Annotated in this window: 17 protein-coding genes, 1 tRNA gene and 1 pseudogene; 8 read left to right on the forward strand and 11 right to left on the reverse strand. The window is 63.5% G+C overall.

What is annotated here, in order from left to right; translation table 11 throughout:
* Nucleotides 1-7: 7 nt before the first annotated feature.
* Nucleotides 8-850 (forward strand): non-homologous end joining protein Ku, encoded by an 843-nt coding sequence (gene ku / locus BLS52_RS09825; protein WP_090586378.1) that lies wholly within the window; start codon nt 8-10, stop codon nt 848-850.
* Complete coding sequence (locus BLS52_RS09830; protein WP_026544483.1) at nt 847-1098, forward strand: hypothetical protein; 252 nt, start codon at nt 847-849, stop codon at nt 1096-1098. Before ku ends, BLS52_RS09830 begins: the two co-directional genes overlap by 4 nt.
* A 67-nt stretch (nt 1099-1165) precedes the next feature.
* Here the strand turns inward: BLS52_RS09830 and BLS52_RS09835 are convergent, their stop codons facing one another.
* Nucleotides 1166-1993, reverse strand: coding sequence for a formate/nitrite transporter family protein (locus tag BLS52_RS09835; protein WP_090586380.1), 828 nt, complete (start codon nt 1991-1993; stop codon nt 1166-1168).
* 87 nt (nt 1994-2080) lie between these two features.
* The gene (locus BLS52_RS09840; protein WP_090586381.1) at nt 2081-2689 is read right to left on the reverse strand and encodes a flavodoxin family protein; all 609 of its coding nucleotides are present in this window, start codon (nt 2687-2689) and stop codon (nt 2081-2083) included.
* Between the two features lie 204 nt (nt 2690-2893).
* Between BLS52_RS09840 and BLS52_RS09845 the strand changes: the two genes are divergently transcribed.
* Together BLS52_RS09845 and BLS52_RS09850 are read left to right on the forward strand one after the other, a co-directional pair.
* Nucleotides 2894-2967, forward strand: a tRNA-Val gene (locus tag BLS52_RS09845).
* Between the two features lie 177 nt (nt 2968-3144).
* Entirely contained in the window at nt 3145-3585 is a 441-nt protein-coding gene (locus tag BLS52_RS09850; protein ID WP_090586384.1) for an Hsp20/alpha crystallin family protein, read from the forward strand.
* Nucleotides 3586-3664: 79 nt separating this feature from the next.
* Here BLS52_RS09850 and BLS52_RS09855 read toward each other — a convergent pair whose 3' ends face one another.
* Entirely contained in the window at nt 3665-4126 is a 462-nt protein-coding gene (locus tag BLS52_RS09855) for a DUF4383 domain-containing protein (protein WP_090586386.1), read from the reverse strand.
* A gap of 271 nt (nt 4127-4397) precedes the next feature.
* On the opposite strand from BLS52_RS09855, the gene BLS52_RS09860 reads away from it, so the two are divergent.
* Nucleotides 4398-4601: a hypothetical protein gene (locus tag BLS52_RS09860; RefSeq protein WP_090586388.1), complete on the forward strand. Its 204-nt coding sequence runs from the start codon at nt 4398-4400 to the stop codon at nt 4599-4601.
* On the opposite strand, the gene BLS52_RS09865 is transcribed toward BLS52_RS09860, so the two are convergent.
* Genes BLS52_RS09865 through BLS52_RS09880 form a run of 4 tightly spaced genes read right to left on the reverse strand, consistent with a single transcriptional unit; the run spans nt 4602 to nt 8222 of the window.
* On the reverse strand, nt 4602-5279 hold the full coding sequence (locus BLS52_RS09865) for a glycosyltransferase family 2 protein (RefSeq protein WP_090586390.1): 678 nt from the start codon (nt 5277-5279) through the stop codon (nt 4602-4604).
* 11 nt (nt 5280-5290) lie between these two features.
* A complete protein-coding gene (locus BLS52_RS09870; RefSeq protein ID WP_090586393.1) occupies nt 5291-6646 on the reverse strand; it encodes a bifunctional PIG-L family deacetylase/class I SAM-dependent methyltransferase in 1356 nt (451 codons plus the stop codon).
* Nucleotides 6643-7662: an acyl-CoA dehydrogenase family protein gene (locus tag BLS52_RS09875; RefSeq protein WP_090586394.1), complete on the reverse strand. Its 1020-nt coding sequence runs from the start codon at nt 7660-7662 to the stop codon at nt 6643-6645. The genes BLS52_RS09870 and BLS52_RS09875 overlap by 4 nt, the downstream gene beginning before the upstream one ends.
* The gene (locus tag BLS52_RS09880) at nt 7659-8222 is read right to left on the reverse strand and encodes a cysteine hydrolase family protein (RefSeq protein WP_245702786.1); all 564 of its coding nucleotides are present in this window, start codon (nt 8220-8222) and stop codon (nt 7659-7661) included. Before BLS52_RS09880 ends, BLS52_RS09875 begins: the two co-directional genes overlap by 4 nt.
* A gap of 127 nt (nt 8223-8349) precedes the next feature.
* On the opposite strand from BLS52_RS09880, the gene BLS52_RS09885 reads away from it, so the two are divergent.
* Entirely contained in the window at nt 8350-9837 is a 1488-nt protein-coding gene (locus tag BLS52_RS09885) for an FAD-dependent oxidoreductase (protein ID WP_090586398.1), read from the forward strand.
* A 59-nt stretch (nt 9838-9896) separates the two neighbouring features.
* Entirely contained in the window at nt 9897-11009 is a 1113-nt protein-coding gene (pstS, locus tag BLS52_RS09890; protein WP_090586399.1) for a phosphate ABC transporter substrate-binding protein PstS, read from the forward strand.
* A gap of 185 nt (nt 11010-11194) precedes the next feature.
* Here pstS and BLS52_RS09895 read toward each other — a convergent pair.
* Nucleotides 11195-11644 (reverse strand): annotated as a pseudogene (locus BLS52_RS09895) (SRPBCC family protein); the annotation flags it as partial.
* A gap of 208 nt (nt 11645-11852) precedes the next feature.
* Here BLS52_RS09895 and BLS52_RS09900 point away from each other — a divergent pair.
* The gene (locus tag BLS52_RS09900) at nt 11853-12332 is read left to right on the forward strand and encodes a Dps family protein (RefSeq protein WP_026545260.1); all 480 of its coding nucleotides are present in this window, start codon (nt 11853-11855) and stop codon (nt 12330-12332) included.
* Between the two features lie 53 nt (nt 12333-12385).
* Here the strand turns inward: BLS52_RS09900 and BLS52_RS09905 are convergent, their stop codons facing one another.
* From BLS52_RS09905 to BLS52_RS09915, 3 genes are read right to left on the reverse strand one after another with little or no spacing between them, the layout of a single operon-like run.
* On the reverse strand, nt 12386-13402 hold the full coding sequence (locus BLS52_RS09905; protein WP_026545261.1) for a cation diffusion facilitator family transporter: 1017 nt from the start codon (nt 13400-13402) through the stop codon (nt 12386-12388).
* A complete protein-coding gene (locus tag BLS52_RS09910) occupies nt 13399-13878 on the reverse strand; it encodes a transporter substrate-binding domain-containing protein (RefSeq protein ID WP_035778762.1) in 480 nt (159 codons plus the stop codon). The genes BLS52_RS09905 and BLS52_RS09910 overlap by 4 nt, the downstream gene beginning before the upstream one ends.
* Before the next feature lie 53 nt (nt 13879-13931).
* Complete coding sequence (locus BLS52_RS09915; protein WP_026545263.1) at nt 13932-14744, reverse strand: enoyl-CoA hydratase/isomerase family protein; 813 nt, start codon at nt 14742-14744, stop codon at nt 13932-13934.
* Nucleotides 14745-14760: the final 16 nt, after the last annotated feature.

Genomic DNA, 14760 nt, shown 5'->3' on the forward strand with positions numbered 1-14760 from the left:
TAGGAACATGAGAGCCATCTGGAAGGGCGCAGTAGCGTTTGGGCTGGTCAACGTGCCCGTCAAGGTTTACAGCGCCACGGAGGACCATGACATCAGCCTCCATCAGGTCCATGACAAGGACGGCGGTCGCATCCGCTACCAGCGTCGTTGCGAGATCTGCGGCGAGATCGTTGAGTACAAGAACATTGACAAGGCGTACGACGACGGCGAGCGCACCGTTGTGCTCACCAGTGAAGACCTCGCCTCACTCCCGGTGGAAAAGAGCCGCGAGATCGAGGTGGTCGAGTTTGTGCCGAGCGACCAGATCGACCCGATCATGTTCGACCGGGCCTACTACCTCGAGCCGGACTCCAAATCCACGAAGGCCTACGTACTGCTCAGGCGTACCCTGGAGGAGACGGACCGGACCGCCATCGTGCAGTTCTCGCTGCGGCAGAAGTCACGGTTGGCAGCCCTGCGCGTACGCGGTGACGTCCTCATGATCCAGACCCTCCTCTGGCAGGACGAGGTCCGCGAGGCCACCTTCCCCTCCCTCGACGAGAAGGTGCGGATCTCCGCCAAGGAAAAGGAGATGTCGGCGGCCCTCGTGGAATCGTTCTCCTCCGACTTCGATCCCGAGAACTTCAAGGATGACTACCAGGAACAGCTGCGGACGCTGATCGAGGCGAAACTCGAAAAGGGCGAGGCCCTGGACACCGAGGAGACGTTCGGCGAAACCGGAGAAGAGGAGGGCGGAAACGTTCTCGACCTCATGGAAGCCCTCCGTCGCAGCGTGGAGAAGAACCGCGAGAAGAAGGGCGCAGCAGCGCCGAAGAAGGCATCGAAGGCCACGTCGAAGAAGGGCGCATGATGGGTTTCATCCGGAATGACCGCGGGGAGCAGACGGTCGCGCAACCTCCCAACGCCCCCATCATCGGGTGGGCGCTGTTGGGCGCCGCGTCCATGATGGCGCTTGAGGAGAAAAACCGGCGGGCTTTGTCAGCAGCCAGCACGGCGTGCCTGATGCTGTGGGCGGCGCTGGAGGTTACGCGCGGTGAGAGCGGGTTCCGGCGGATGATGGGCAGCCTGACCCTGGGCTGGCTTGCCCGGCGCCGCTGACCGTTGAGTTGTCAGGACACACCCCTAATGCGTCGTCATTCACGGCGTGTCCTGCCAAACCAACGGTTCAGTTCGCCTTTTCCCGTTCGCGCTCCACAAGCTTGCGGTCCCGGACCAGCCGGAGCGCGGTGACCAGCAGTATCCCGCCGAGGATGTTGAACACCACGGTGTAGCCGAACCAGCCCAGCCAGTCGGAGTAGCTGATGGGGGCGCCGGACTGGATGGCGCCGAAGATGAGCAGCGAATCCAGGATCGAGTGGAACAGCTGCAGCCCGGAAAGCACAAAACCCCCGACGACGGCGGCAGCCAGCTTTCCGCTCATTGCCTCCGTACCGTGCTGCATCCGGGTCATCAGGGTGATGGTGCTGCCCCCGAGGAGCGCGAGGCAAACGGTCTGCCAGCTGAATCCTGCACCGACGTAATGCTCAGCAGCACCGGCGACCGTTTCCGCCCACTGTGGGAACGCCGTCATCGCGATCAGCATGAAGATCCAGCCGCCGGCCAGGTTCGCTACGAGGGTTCCGCCCCACAGTTTGCCGAGCTGGGCCAGACTTGCCTGCTTCGCGGTCACCGCAGCGATCGGAACGAGGAATCCTTCGGTGAAGAGTTCGCTCTTGGCAAGCAGCAGCGCTATGAGGCCGGCGCCGAACGCCAGTCCCGCCAGCAGGTGATTATCGGTCTGGTGGAGCACCGCAAGATAAGCAATCACACCGATGCCTATCTCGATGCCTCCGAAAAAGCCGGTGATCAGAACGTCCGGGAAGGTGCGGTGCAGGCGTTGGGCACCCTCATCCACCGTCCGGTCAAACGACTCCTCGATCTCTTCCTCGACAGGCCCGGCATTGTCGCCCAGTTCCCGCCGCCGCGCATCATCGTCCTTGGTGTGATCACTCAAGCGTTTGCCTGCCTCAATTTGAACCGTGAGTTGGCAGGACACACCCCTTATGCGTGAGGCAAAGCGGCGTGTCCTGCCAAATGGATGTTAGGGCGCCGGGTAGGGGGCCGACTTCAGCGACTGGGCCAGGTGCACCGCATTGGCGGTCATGGAGGAAATGGTCGAGGCAACCGGATCAGGAATCTGGTCCAGGTCCTTGAAGTCGACGGTCTGCATCGCCTCGCCCACCCAGTACACGCCGCCCTGCGCCGGCACGGTGAAGCCGATGTCGTTCAGGCCCTGGTGCATTTCCGCGGTCACGTGGTGCGCGCCGTCCTCATTTCCAACGACGGCGGTGAGAGCCACCTTGTTGTACATGATGGGCCGGCCCTCGTCATCCGTGGAGGACAGGTCCGCGTCCAGCCGCTCGAATACGCGCTGCCCGAGGCTGCTCATGTGTCCCACCCAGATGGGGGCAGCCAGCAGCAAGATGTCCGCCTCAAGAATCCGCCGGCGGAGTTCCGGCCATTCATCGCCGTTGCCCATGTCCACCTCAACGCCCGGGGCGACGTTGTGGTCCACTACCCGGGCAGACGACGTCTCGACGCCCTGCTCCTCAAGCCGGCCAAGAATGCGGTTGGCCATCAGATCGCTGCTGGACTCGGCCGGTGACGGTGTCAAAGTACAAATGAGCGCGAATGCCTTCAGGTTTGCCATGGTTTCCTTTCGCTGTCTGTCTACGATCTTCGTCACCGTTGGGTCCCTGGACGGGACTTACTGGCGGTACCCCAGACCAGAGGGTGGTGCTCCGTGTGGAACTGTCCGGGTTTGTCAGGCTACTTACTGTCCGGCTGAATATCCATCAATTTCGGCGTTTGCAGGTTCTGTCCGGGAATGCCCTAAACTGGCTGGGAACTATTCGCCTGTGTAGCTCAGTCTGGTAGAGCATCCGCTTCACACGCGGAAGGCCCGGGGATCGAGGCCCCGCGCAGGCACTGTTTGAAAGCCCGTCCCGCCGCACGGTGGGGCGGGTTTTTTCGTGCCTGGAAGATTTCGCTCCTAGCGAACAAAAACCGTTAGCACTCTATGTCGCCGAGTGCTAATCTATCTTCGGGTTGAGCACAGGTGACTCAACCTTGAGAGACCAATAAATCCACAGGGAGTGAACCATCATGGCTATGAAATTCGACCCATTCCGTGAACTGGACCGTGTGGCCGGCGCACTTCTGGATACCCGCCAGGGTCTGCGCCTGATGCCTATTGACCTTTACCGTGAGGGGGACCACTACATCCTGAGCGCAGACCTTCCCGGCATTGACCCGGGATCCGTCGACATCGACGTTGACGGCCAGCTGCTCACTATCCGCGCGGAGCGAACGCTGCGCAACGCGGAGGGTGTTAAGTGGCTCACCCGGGAGCGCGAGAGCGGCTCCTTCCTCCGACAACTGAACCTCGGCCAGGGCATCGACGTCGACGCAATCTCCGCACGGTATGAAAACGGCGTCCTGAGCGTCACCATCCCGGTAAGCGAGCGGGCTAAGCCGCGCAAGATCGAGATCATGTCCGGCGAGGACGCACAGGCCGTCCGGGGCGACAAGGCCGTGGAAGCCTAAATCTTCCATCCCTTGGGTCGTCAAGAAGAACGACGGCGGCGGGCTGCGGCCCGCCGCCGTCGCTCCGTTTCTACGCCGGTTACCGACCGCGTGCGGTTCGGTGCTTGTCCTTCAGTGCGAATGCCAGCCCAATCATCCCGAGGGCAAGGACCAGGTGAAGCAGGTCGTCCGCCAGGTTGAGCGGCACGAAGTTGGCCGAGGACTCCTCCGGTACAACGAGGCCGTAGACAAACAGGACGGCGTAGATGATCCCGCCCCACAACAGGAAGTTGTAGGCGCCCGCAGCTGTTTTCGCCATGGTCACACCAGCTACACCGAACAGCAGGTGCACGATGTTGTGCAGTATGGAGACCTGGAAGATACCGAGTAGGTGCGCGTGCGACTCGGGGCCCGCGAAGGACAGCTCGCCGAAGTCGGTGGTCACGCCGGGTATGAAACCCAGGACGCCCACCAACAGGAAGACGGCCCCGACGGCGAGTGCAGCCTTCTGGCTGTTGGTGCGGCTGGCGACACCTCGACCCGGTGAATGTGTTGATGCCATTGCACTATCCCCTTTCAATGCCGGCCGGCGGGGCGTCGGCTGGGTGAATTACGACTGGTAGGACCACCTGCCCGCCACTGGTGATGCCAGAGTGACACATGTGAGCGGCAATAGAAAGCAAGCTTAGTTAACTTTTGGATAACCCTTTTACCTCTTCGACAGCAATGGATCAGCGCCATGAAGCGTGAAGCGTGCATTCAGGAGGCATTCATTAAACTTTCAGGAAAGCGGAATACTGTGGCGTCAGTCACACTACAGAAAGGCTTTCTCCATGACCTCCCAACAATCCGCCCTCACTGACTTCTCAGCCCTGGAGCGCGGCCAGCAGATTACCCTGCGCCACCACACCGGCAACCAGTTCTCCGGGGTCCTGGAGGACCGGGCCGATGATGCCTCGGTGGTATGGATTCGTCTCGACGACGGCGCGGGCCGCCGCCTCTTCCACCATGAGGACGGCTACGTGGTCGGCGGCTGATTACGCTATGCGGCCGGGAAGCTGGGCCAGATAGGTAGCGAAACCCCCGAGCGTCCGTCCATCAGAACGCGCGGAAGTAACAGCCCGGATGGTGTCGACGGCAATCCAGGAGTACCCAGCCGTCTTCACGCGGTGGACCAGTCGTGTGTCCTCATGCACCCGCAGCGGCGGGAACCCCCCTGCGGCCAGGAGCGCTTCGCCAGCCACCCCGAGGTTTGCGCCGTGGACCTGCCGGTGGTGCTCGCCCAGCGTATTCCGCTCGGCCCAGGCCTTCCTGAGCCAGGGGTCGAGTCCGGGCCCCGGCTCAACCGTTCCGAGCACCAGGCTGTAGCCGCATGAAGCGAGCCGATACTGCTCAGTCAACCAGTTTGCCGGAACGGTGGTGTCAGCGTCAGTGTTTGCCACCCAGAATCCTGCCGGATCACCGGATCCGATCGACGCTGTCACGCCGGCCTGCCGGGCACGACCAACCGACCTGTGCTCGGTCTGCACAACCTTCACGCCCGCCCATTCGGCGGCCACCTGCGCCGAAGCATCCCGGCAGTCGTCGAGAACGACAGTCACATCCACCTGCACAGCCGGGTGCAGGTTCCGGAAAGCGTCAGCGGCTCGAAAGACAGCCCGGAGGCAGTCGGGCAGAAGAGCTTCCTCGTCCCTCACCGGAATAATGACGGCCATTCGTTCCGGGATCACAGCAGTCCGCTTCCCCGGGCTACCGAAACAGCCCCCGGGTGGGTCAGGATATCGATACGGAAGTCCTCCTCCTGGTGCTCTGCGAACAACTTGAGCCCGCGGCAGGCACGGAATGCCTCGTGCACGGCGTCGCCATTCAACGGCCACCCGTCAACGGGATGCCGCCAGTGGCATAACATCACCACCCCGTCCCGCCCAAGGGAGCCAAGACAGCGGCTGATGACCTCTTCCAGCTGGGCCGCGCTCAGGTAGTAACCGGTCTCGGACAGGACGATCAGGTCGAAAATTCCCTCCGGCCATTCCTCGGGGATGCGCATGACCCGTGCTTCGGCACCCTTATAGCCGGCCAGCCGGTTCGCGGCCTGCCCCACCGCGCTCGGGCTGACATCCACTGCCACCAGGGAATCGCACCGCGCAGCCAGCTCGGCGGAGAGCACACCCACTGAACACCCGAGTTCCAACCCGTGGGAATACCGTTCCCGTGGCAGGAGGGCCAGGGATACCGCCCGTTTGCGGCGCTCATAGAAACGGTCCTCATACCCCCAGGGGTCCTTGCACCCGGCGTGCAGACGCTCGAAGGCACTCAGAGGCGGAGTGACGGCGAAGGCCTCGAATGGCCGTGCGAAATGCTCAATGATTGCAGGGCCGAGGAGGACTTCGTCTCCCGGTTCTTCCGACAGCGGTTCGATCTGCGTGACATGCATCCTCTGGGCCGCCGTCTTCAGTTCCAGCTCCGCCTCAGTAAGCGGCAGAATTCTCATCGTGTCCCACGGAACACTGGACGACGACGGCTCTGCCCAATGCCAGAGCCACACCGGATATTCAAGAAGCGCCATCCCATGTTCTTCAGCCACTGATCGGGCGGCATCCCCCGCCGCATCGTGGTCGGGATGCCCATCGCGATGCCACGGCGCCACGAGCAACGTGCGTTCAGACGGTTGCGGACCAAGCAGTGTCTGCAGTGCCCTGGCAACCGGCAACGCGGTCACTGCTCCGTCAGGAAGATCGAGGAAGTGGACACGGGAGTCCGCGGCGAGAAGCTGTACCGCCTCGCGCAGCTCGGACTTTCTCCGGCGCGCAAGCACATCCCGGGAGTGCGTCGTCGAAGCGGGGTGAGAGGCTTCGCCGGCCGTCGCCACCACTATGTCAACCGAAAGGTGGAAATCGTTCTTCAGACGGGTGAGCAAGCCGCCGGCCGCGAGGGTTTCATCATCCGGGTGGGCTGAGAGCAGGATCAAACGTTCCGGTGGCCTGCCGTCGAAGAACGATTCGAGATCCAGCGGACGGTTGGCGCGCCACTCGGAGCGCCACAGCCGCTCCGGCGTGCTGTCATCCTGATGCGTGAACGTCACCAGGGCACCGGATCCAGGGAGAGTACCGCAGCACCAAGGGACGCGGAATCGCGTTCGGCGTGATGCTGGCGGATATAGACCTGCAGATCAGCAACCCGCCTGGCGTGCTCCTCCTCGTGAACCAGCGGTCCCGGCCCCATTGCATGCGCGGCAACGGACAGGATCTCCTCAGCGGACTGCACCACAACTGAACGGACGCGTGCTGCCAACCGGGCGCCTTCCTTCCCCTTGGCCTCGCCGTTATCCACCGCCTGCGCGGCATCCTTCAGGACAGCTGCCGCCCGGTGCAGTGCCACGTCGATCGCGCCCAGGTGCATCAGTCCGATCTGATCCGGCTCCCGCTCGCGCGCAGTTTCCATCACCCGCCTCGCCAGACCTACGGCGCCTCCGTACCAGCAGGCCGCAACACCCATGCCGCCCCACGCGAAACCGTCCCGTGCCAGGTACCAGTTCTCATCCCCCACCGGTTCGGCCGGCACCCGCAATAGATCCAGCGGGCCGCTGTCCACCGCGGCCAGGCCCCTGCTCACCCAGGTACCGGCGACCGGCCGCACACTGTCACGGCTGAGATCCACCGCAAACGCCCGCCGTCCACCGGTCGGAACGTGGGCAGTGATGAGTGCCCGGTCCAGCCGTGTCCCGAGCGAGCACCATGGTTTGCGACCACTGAGAACCCAGCCTCCGTCGTCGTACTCTGCCTGCAGGCGCGTACCGGGGCTCTCAGCCGCGAAAACTCCCCAGGTGCCTTCGGGGTCCGGCACCCGGGCTTCGGCAAGGATCGCCAGTGCGTCGAGGTGGGGCTCTATGACGCGCGCTACGGTGAGGTCCGCCGCCGCCAGGGTGGCCAGGCATTCCCATAGCGCCAGGGTTGACCCGGATCCCGGCCGTGGAGCGAACAAACCTACGCGCCCGGCGAGGACCAGCGCATCAGCCGGTGATCCACCCGAAGCGTGCGCTTCCCGGTACAGTCCGTCCAGATCCAACGCGTCTGCCGCACCCAGAAAAACCCCTGTCATGCGTGCCCGTGGTTGAACAGGTTCCGGACTTCACCGGCACCCATCGCCTGCTGGCGGTACTCGTCCGTCAGGACGGTCAACACCTGTCGCGCATATTCCTCGTTGGTTGAGGCGACAGCGTCCTTCGCGTACACAACCCGCACGTTATTCGCGTACGCATCCGCTGAGGTCTGGGCGACGCAGTTGTGCGTCGCGACTCCCGCCAGCACCACGGTATCCACACTGAGGTTCCGCAGGCGCTGCAGCAGATCGGTTCCAAAGAAGGCGCTGTCGCGCGTCTTCACCAGCTCCGGGAGGCCCTCGATTTCCAGGCCGTCGACCGGCTCGGCCTGCTCAGTACCGCTGAACAGGAAGCCCTGGTCGTCGTCGAGCATGCTGAGGGTCCAGGTGGACCTGTCCCGCTGGTGTTCGGTGCGGATCACATAAGCGGCAACCCCGGCTTCCCGCGCATCCCTGATGACCGAGTTACACGCTGCCACCAGCGCTTCCTGCCGGCTTCCAAGGGCGCCGTCCTCGAAGAATGCTTTCTGCATGTCGATAATCAGCAACGCAACTGCCACGTGTATGTCCTTTCCGCGGGGGACCTCGCGCATCTCTTGGACAGCATACTTACGAATTTTCCTTGAGGCGCGTCCCGGCGGGGTCTAGCGTTGGTCCTACGAAGGCCGTCCTCAAAGGAGAAATGCCGTGAATTCCCTGTGGCTCGAATCAGCACCGCACATTCCCGCCAATGCTTTCCAGGAGGGCGGACAGTATGATTCCGTGGTGGTCGGAGCCGGCATCACCGGGCTGACCACGGCCACACTGCTCGCGCGGTCGGGCCAGCGGGTGGCTGTCCTGGAAGCACGCACTGTCGGTGCTGTCACTACCGGAAACAGCACAGCGAAGGTGTCGCTGCTCCAGGGGACACAACTGTCCTCCATCATCGACCATCACGGCGCTGCCCTGGCGCGCCACTACGTCACCGGGAACCGGGAGGGCCAAAGCTGGCTTCTGAGGTTCTGCGATGAGCACGGCGTCAGCTATGACATCCGGGACGCTGTCAACTACGCAATAACCGACGACGGCGCCCGCCTCCTCAGTGCCGAACGGGACGCCTGCGCCAACTCCGGGCTCACGGCCCTGCTGGAGGAGTCCACGGAACTGCCCTTCCCCGTGAAGCGCACCCTGCGGGTGCCCGGCCAGGCGCAGGTACACCCACTCGAAGTGCTTGCCGCCCTCGCCGCCGACTTCCGGCAGCACTCCGGCCTTCTTGTTGAAGGCGTGCGGGTGACAGGGGTGAAGGCGGGCAGCACAAAGGGTGAGCGGACCACAATCCAGACCTCTCTGGGTGAAGTGACGGCGGCCAACGTGGTGATTGCCACCGGCACTCCCATCCTGGACCGCGGCGGGCACTTCTCCGTGCTTGAGCCGCTCCGCTCCTATGCAGTCGCTTTCACGGTGCAGGATGTGATCCCCAGCGGCATGTACCTGTCGGTTGACTCGCCCTCCCGTACCCTGCGGAGTGCCACCGTTGAGGGCAGGCAGTACCTCATCGTGGGCGGCAACGGGCATACGGTCGGGCGCCAGGCGCACACCCAGTCGCTCGTTGATGACATTATCCGCTGGACTCAGGAGCTCTTTCCCACGGCCCAGCCCGCCTTCAGTTGGTCCGCTCAGGACTACCGGCCGACGTCGTCCGTTCCCTACGTGGGCAAAATGCCCATCAGCGGGCAGTCCATCTATACCGCCACCGGCTTCAATAAGTGGGGTTTCACCAACGGTGTTGCTGCAAGCCTTGCCCTGTCCGCCGGGATTCTGGGGGGAAACATGCCGTGGGCTAGGGAGCTGTACAAGACCCGGGTAGGCAGGCAGGACGCGCTGAGCACAGTGAAGGCGAACGCCGGCGTCGGCCTTGAGATGGTGACAGGGTGGCTGGGCGGCCTGGCACGAACCCCACGATCCCATCCCCCCGAGGGCGAGGGCGTGGTTGTACGGGAGGGTGCGCGACCGGTGGGCATCTGCCAGATCGAAGGCATCACCCACCGCGTATCCGCTGTGTGCCCCCACCTCGGCGGTGTGTTGAGCTGGAATGACGCTGAACGGTCCTGGGACTGCCCGCTGCACGGGTCCCGTTTCACCCATGACGGAGTGCGGCTTGAGGGTCCGGCCACCCGGGATCTGCAGGCTCCCTAGAAACAGTTTCCTTTGCGTTCGCCGCGGGTTCACCCAGTATTCACCTGTATCGTGGGCGTGTGATTTTGCGCCGTGTACTTACCCTCGCCGTCACCTGCGCTGCAGGCCTGTCAGTCGCCTCCTGCGGCTCGGACTACCCGCTGGGTCCGGCGCAGGAAGCTGCAGCGGAAAACGCCAGCTCCAGCCTGAGCGGAACCATCACCGGAGCCGGTTCATCGGCCCAGGGCCCCGCCATGAATGCCTGGCAGGCGGAGTTCGCCACCATCCACCCGGATGTTCGCGTGCAGTACTCACCCGATGGTTCGGGCGCAGGCCGTGGTGCGCTTCTCGCCGGAGCCGTGGATTTCGCCGGCTCCGATGCGTCCCTCAATGAGGACGAGCTCGAGGAATCACGGAAGGTGTGCGGTCCCGACGGAGCGTTCAACATTCCCGCTTATGTGGCGCCGATCAGTATTGCCTTCAACCTGCCCGGCATCGAGGAGCTCAACCTCGACGCCGCGACCATCGCCGGCATTTTCCGCGGTGAGGTGACGCGCTGGGATGATCCGGCCATCGCCGGCCAGAATGAGGACATCGAGCTCCCGGATCTCCCGATCACCCCGGTGAGCCGCTCGGATGACTCCGGCACCACGGAAAACTTCACGGACTACCTGCACGCTGTGGTGCCGGATATCTGGACCGACGAGGCTGACGGCACGTTCCCGTCGGGCCTGGCCGGAGAGAACGCCAAGGGCAATGCCGGCGTCGTCAGTACTGTTTCCGGCACCGAGGGAGCGGTCACCTACGCAGATGATTCCGCCGTCGGACCGCCCCTGGGCAAGGCGAACCTGCTGGTAGGCGATGAGTACGTAGCGGTGAGCCCGGAGGCTGCGGCCGCCGCCGTGGATGTCGCTGAACCGGTGGAAGGCCGCGCCGAGTTCGATATTGCCCTGAACCTGGACCGGAAGACCACGGCACCGGGCGCCTATCCCCTGGTTCTCGTTTCCTACCACGTCTACTGCTCCACCTATGGAGACGAGGAGACCGCGAACCTCGTCAGGACCTTCGGCACCTTCGTGGTGAGCGAGGAGGGCCAGCAGGCAGCAGCGGAGGCCGTCGGCAGCGCACCGATTTCAGCAAGCCTGTCGAAGCGCGCAGCGGAAGCGATCAGCACGATCGACGTCGAGAACTAAAACACGTCCACGCAAAGACGGAGGATCCTCCCGAGAGAGGACCCTCCGTTTCGCGTTCTGCTTTAGGCCGGGTTGGCAGCTCGCGGTCCGCCGGACTCAGGATCGTCCAGCGACGGATCGGCGAGACCCGGGCCGTCTGCCAGTGGATCGGCCGACCGGCTGGCCGTAGCCGAACCCGAGCCCGGGGCGTCAACGTTGCCCCGCCAGGCGCCTGTCTCATTGCCTGTGTTCTCGATGAACTCCTTGAACCGGGCGAGGTCTGCCTTCACCTGCCGGTCATCGGCGCCTACCGCTGCGCCGACTTTCTCGGTGAAATTCTCCGGATCCCAGTCCAGCTGGACGGTCACCCGGGTCTGTGCGTCATCCAACCTGTGGAAGGTCACGACGCCGGCATGGGATTTTCCGTCCGTGCTCTTCCAGGCAATACGCTCATCGGGGTGCTGCTCCGTGATCTCGGTGTCGAACTCACGCTCGACGCCGCCGATCTTGGTGACCCAGTGGTTACGGGTGTCCGAGATTTGGGTGATGGACTCCACTCCACCCATGAACTCGGGGAAGGCCTCGAACTGGGTCCACTGGTTGTAGGCGGTGGACACCGGCACTGAAACGTCGATGAATTCCTGAACTGTTGCCATTGTCTGTTCCTCCTGTTTGCTGGAACTTCCCACGGATCAACTGACCGCTTGTTCGTCACGCTAACCCACGGTTCATCACGGATCAATAAAATGCTAAGTTTACTTAGAGTTTTCCCAGCTACTGGATCGCGGCGAAAGTCCGGGTCTAGGCTGGAGGCTGATGCTGGCAGCGTCAAGCGGCCGGAATTCCGTCACGAGTGGAGGATTTATGAAGGCGTCAAAAACCCTGACCGACAACATGCAGCTGGTGCTGGTGGATCTGGTGGAACTGCATCTGCAGGGCAAGCAGGCTCACTGGAACGTGGTCGGCAAGAACTTCCGCGACCTGCACCTGCAACTGGACGAGATCATCGAGGATGCGCGGCTGTTCGCTGATCAGATGGCGGAGCGCATGCGCGCCCTGCACGCCGTCCCGGACGGGCGGAGCGCCATCGTCGCCAAGGGAACGTCACTGGACGAGTTCCCCGCCGGCCTCGTGGACACCAAGGACACCGTCGCCATGGTTGTTGCCATGCTGGAATCTGCCGTCGGCCGGATGCGCGAGGTTCATGACCAGGTGGATGAGGAAGATCCCACCACTGCGGACATCCTGCACGGCATGATCGAGAAGTTCGAGCAGTACGCGTGGATGGTGAATGCAGAAAATATGCAGCCGACAGCCAACGTGGTCACGCCGAGCAAGAAGTAACCGGTTCATGGCAGAAGGGCGGCAGTCACCGGACTGCCGCCCTTCTGCCATGTCTAGCGGTACTCGCCGCCGCCCTGGGTCAGGCCGGGCAGGAACTCCTCCGGAAGTTCTGATACCGGAACAATCACCATGTCCTGCACCTTCCAGTCCATCTCCACGCACGCCTCACGGGCTTTCTCGATGCGCTGCAGGGTTGCACCCGGCCAGCCCCGCGGAACCACAAATGATTCGATGTGGAAGACGTGCCCTTCATCGCGCACCCGCGACCTGGCCTCGCGTACCCAGCTCAGGCTCTGCAGGTAGGAGTCAATCCGCTCCCCCACCGGGTCCGGCCGGGAATCGTCGTAGGTCCGTGCCCGCGTGTCGGTCAGCCCGCCAATGGCAGCGCGCAGGTTCTTGATCCCATCGTGGAGGATGCTCGTGGAGATGAGGATCGCGGCCGCATAATCCGCCCACCACAGCCCCACGCCGATGCCCAGAACACCCACCGCCGCGGAGAGCGCCGTCATCCAGTCGGCCTTGTTCATATCGGCGTCTGCGTAGAGCACCTTGTCGTGCAGCGTCTTTGCGAGCTTCATCTTGATGATGCCCAGAACTACCGGGGGCCCGGCAGTAAACAGCATGGCGAGCACCATGAGCCATCCCAGCCAGAACGTGTTTCCCAGGAGGGTGACCCCGCCGATGGTGGGGTGTTCCGCAGTAACAAGCCCTATCCCCGAATCGACCAGCAGATACGCCCCCATCACCACCAGCGCGACCGCCGCCACCAGGTGAGCCACGCCGACCGCGCGGTGGTATCCGTAAGGGTGGGATTCAGTGGGACGACGGCGGATGATGCGAGCCGCAATGAGGAAGGAGATGGGTGGAAGGAAGGAGAGCAGGTCCTCGATCCAGGCGGCCTTCATGGCCTGCGAGTTTCCCAGCACCAGGTAGACCAGGAAGGTCGAAACCGCCAGGAACACTATGGTGATCCATTCCCATTTCACGGCTTTGTGCAGTGCCCGGCGTTGCTCTTCCGGCAGTTCGGTATGGCCGAAGCGTGCTGCTTCCTCTTCTCCGTTGCTGCTCACAGTTCCACCTCCTGCGCCTGAAGGAACTGGTCGAGCTTCAGGAGGAATGCATTCTCACCCATGGGAACGAGCATGACGTGCTTGACCGTCTTGCCGCGCTCATCTCTGGTTTCAGCGTAGGGGCGGGTGATGCCGGCTTCCTTGATCCACGGAGTGTCCGCCGCGAATCCTCCGATAGCCATGTCCAGTTGGCCGTGGGACAGGTCCTGGGCAAGTTCGTGTTCGGACCCGGGCACCCACTCAATGGTGGCGTCCAGGGTCTCCGCGAACTCCTCGACCAGACCGGGTTCAATACCTGCCGGATCTCCGGCCCGGGGCAGTTGAACCCACTCGGCGTTCTCCGTCACGCCAACCCGGAGTGTCGCTCCGGAAACCCGCTCCAGGGTTCCGTCGGGGTCCTGCGGAATGGTGATGCCACAGGACGTCAGGCCGAGAAGAAGCACCAACCCTGCCGCTGCGCCACGAATGTTCAGCATGCTTCGTAATTTACCCCTTCCCTGCTGTTTCCGCAGGTCAGGCGGGCATCGGTTCAGCGTCCGGGGAAGCTTGGGCGCTCCTTGGCGAGGAAGGCGCGGGTACCCTCCGCCTTGTCCTGGGTGGTGAACGCGGTCCGGAAGGATTCCGCCTCGAGGGCAAGGCCTTCAGCAGTGGGCTTGCCCTCGATTTCCGACAGCGTTCTTTTAACGAGTGCGACGGCGGTGGGAGACTGGCGTGCCACTGCGGCCAAAGTGCTGTGGGCACCGTCGAGCAGTTCCTCGGCGGAATCGAAAAGCGCTGTGACGAGACCGGCGCGGTGTGCTTCGTCAGCCTTCAGGCGGCGGCCGGTGAAGAGAAGTTCGCGTGCCAGCCCGGGCCCCACGTAACGGGGCAGCCGGACGGACCCACCGAAGCCGGGAACGAGCCCCAAACCGACTTCGGGCTGGCCGAAGGATGCCGATGATGCGGCGTAGATCAGGTCGCACGCCATCGCGAGCTCGCAGCCCCCGCCGAGCGCGAAGCCGTTCACCGCAGCGATGACCGGCACGGGAAGCTGCTCGACCGCAAGGGTCACCTGGTGCATGCGGGAGCTGTGAGCATGCGCTTCGTCCGGCGTCATGCCCTCCATTTCGCGGATATCCGCGCCGGCGACGAAAGCCTTCCCCGTACCGGTGATGATGACGCCGCGAACCGGCCACGCGCCGTCGTCGTTCGCCAACACCTCCGAAACCGCGCTGATGCAGTGTTCAAGGTCCTGGACCACCCTTGTGGACAGGGCATTCAGGGCGTCCGGGCGGTTCACCGTGATGGTGAGGACGCCATCACGGATGTCGGTCAGGAGGGTTGGGTAGACAGGAAGCTGCATGAGCCCAAGCGTAGCG

The sequence above is a fragment of the Arthrobacter subterraneus genome, assembly GCF_900099735.1.
Taxonomy (GTDB): domain Bacteria; phylum Actinomycetota; class Actinomycetes; order Actinomycetales; family Micrococcaceae; genus Arthrobacter_D; species Arthrobacter_D subterraneus.

Excerpts from the sequence above, each read along its gene's own strand:
- ku (WP_090586378.1), top strand. The coding sequence starts at position 8 with ATGAGAGCCATCTGGAAGGGCGCAGTAGCGTTTGGGCTGGTCAACGTG.
- BLS52_RS09830 (WP_026544483.1), top strand. The coding sequence starts at position 847 with ATGATGGGTTTCATCCGGAATGACCGCGGGGAGCAGACGGTCGCGCAA.
- BLS52_RS09840 (WP_090586381.1), bottom strand. The coding sequence starts at position 2,689 with ATGGCAAACCTGAAGGCATTCGCGCTCATTTGTACTTTGACACCGTCA.
- BLS52_RS09850 (WP_090586384.1), top strand. The coding sequence starts at position 3,145 with ATGGCTATGAAATTCGACCCATTCCGTGAACTGGACCGTGTGGCCGGC.
- BLS52_RS09855 (WP_090586386.1), bottom strand. The coding sequence starts at position 4,126 with ATGGCATCAACACATTCACCGGGTCGAGGTGTCGCCAGCCGCACCAAC.
- BLS52_RS09860 (WP_090586388.1), top strand. The coding sequence starts at position 4,398 with ATGACCTCCCAACAATCCGCCCTCACTGACTTCTCAGCCCTGGAGCGC.
- BLS52_RS09865 (WP_090586390.1), bottom strand. The coding sequence starts at position 5,279 with ATGGCCGTCATTATTCCGGTGAGGGACGAGGAAGCTCTTCTGCCCGAC.
- BLS52_RS09875 (WP_090586394.1), bottom strand. The coding sequence starts at position 7,662 with ATGACAGGGGTTTTTCTGGGTGCGGCAGACGCGTTGGATCTGGACGGA.
- BLS52_RS09900 (WP_026545260.1), top strand. The coding sequence starts at position 11,853 with ATGAAGGCGTCAAAAACCCTGACCGACAACATGCAGCTGGTGCTGGTG.
- BLS52_RS09910 (WP_035778762.1), bottom strand. The coding sequence starts at position 13,878 with ATGCTGAACATTCGTGGCGCAGCGGCAGGGTTGGTGCTTCTTCTCGGC.
- BLS52_RS09915 (WP_026545263.1), bottom strand. The coding sequence starts at position 14,744 with ATGCAGCTTCCTGTCTACCCAACCCTCCTGACCGACATCCGTGATGGC.